Origin of the sequence: Allofournierella massiliensis, assembly GCF_964241245.1 — a bacterium.
GTDB classification, from domain to species: Bacteria; Bacillota; Clostridia; order Oscillospirales; family Ruminococcaceae; genus Allofournierella; species Allofournierella massiliensis.
The window spans coordinates 1-1,702 of record NZ_CAXSWZ010000062.1 but is presented as its reverse complement, the minus strand read 5'-3'; the positions used below and the strand labels follow the sequence as shown (position 1 = coordinate 1,702).

The 1,702-nt window shown below is 50.6% G+C and carries 1 rRNA gene; it reads right to left on the bottom strand.

The window, feature by feature from the left end:
• A 23S ribosomal RNA gene (locus ACESYO_RS16345) occupies positions 1-1,702 on the bottom strand; the annotation flags it as partial.

Genomic DNA, 1,702 nt, shown 5'->3' with positions numbered 1-1,702 from the left:
ATTTAGCACAGACCTGTGTTTTTGCTAAACAGTTGCTTGGGCCTATTCTCTGCGGCTCACTCTCGTGAGCACCCCTTCTCCCGAAGTTACGGGGTCAACTTGCCGAGTTCCTTAACAACCCTTCTCCCGTTGGCCTTAGAATCCTCTTCCTACCTACCTGTGTCGGTTTGCGGTACGGGCACCTGACAAATACACATGGCTTTTCTCGCCTCTCTCCACGCTCGACTTCCCTACTAAATTTCGGTCCCTTTCGACCGGGGCAACCAACGCCCGGCACGAACATTTCAAAAGTGTCCCCATGCTTAACTGTTTCGGTGGCTACGGAATCTCTACCGTATGTGCATCGGCTACGCCTTTCGGCCTCACCTTAGCTCCCGGCTAACCTGGAGCGGACGAACCTTCCTCCAGAAACCTTAGGCTTTCGGCCATTGTGATTCTCACACAATTCTCGCTACTCATTCCGGCATTCTCACTTGTGTACACTCCACTACCGCTTACGCTATAACTTCGCCGCGTACACAACGCTCCCCTACCCAACATTCTGCTGAACAAAATCTACAAGATCGGCTTTATCCTTAACGGACAATTTGGTGCCACTTCGTGGCCCGTAATTCAACCTTATAAACTTTGTTCAACAGAATGCTGCCTAAGCTTCGGTGCAGGTTTTAGCCCCGTTGAATTTTCGGCGCAAAGTCACTCGACCAGTGAGCTATTACGCACTCTTTGAATGAGTGGCTGCTTCTAAGCCAACATCCTGGTTGTCTTAGCAACTTCACATCCTTTTCCACTTAAACCTGCTTTGGGACCTTAGCTGTAGATCTGGGCTGTTTCCCTTTTGACTGTGAGACTTATCTCACACAGTCTGACTCCCATGCATCAATTTTCCGGCATTCTTAGTTTGATAAGCTTCGGTACCCTCTCGGGCCCTAGGCTATTCAGTGCTTTACCTCCGGAAATCTAACATGAGGCTAGTCCTAAAACTATTTCGGGGAGAACCAGCTATCTCCGGGTTCGATTGGAATTTCTCCGCTATCCACAGTTCATCCGCCGCCTTTTCAACGGAGGTCGGTTCGGTCCTCCATGGAGTTTTACCTCCACTTCAACCTGACCATGGATAGGTCACCCGGTTTCGGGCCCACTGCATGCAACTAAACGCCCTATTCAGACTCGCTCTCGCTTCGGCTCCATTGCTTAACAACTTAACCTCGCTGCATACAGTCGCTCGCCGGACCGTTCTACAAAAAGTACCATATCACGCTTTGACGCGCTCTATGTGCTTGTAGGCACAGGGTTTCAGGTTCTATTTCACTCCCCTCCCGGGGTTCTTTTCACCTTTCCTTCACAGTACTATACGCTATCGGTCACTGGGTAGTATTTAGGCTTGGAGGGTGGTCCCCCCGTATTCCGACCAGGTTTCACGTGTCTGGCCGTACTCTGGATCCTGCGCAGCTGCTTTCGTTTTCACCTACGTGACTCTCACACTCTTCGGTGGGCCTTCCCATACCCTTCGGTTAACAATTGCAGTCCTTAAAGCAGTCCGAACCCCGAAGGTATTTCTACCCTCGGTTTGGCCTCTTCCGCGTTCGCTCGCCACTACTTACGGAATCTCGGTTGATGTCTCTTCCTCGCCCTACTTAGATGTTTCAGTTCAGGCGGTTCCCTCCGTATACCTATTTGATTCAGTATACGGTACTGGAGGTTT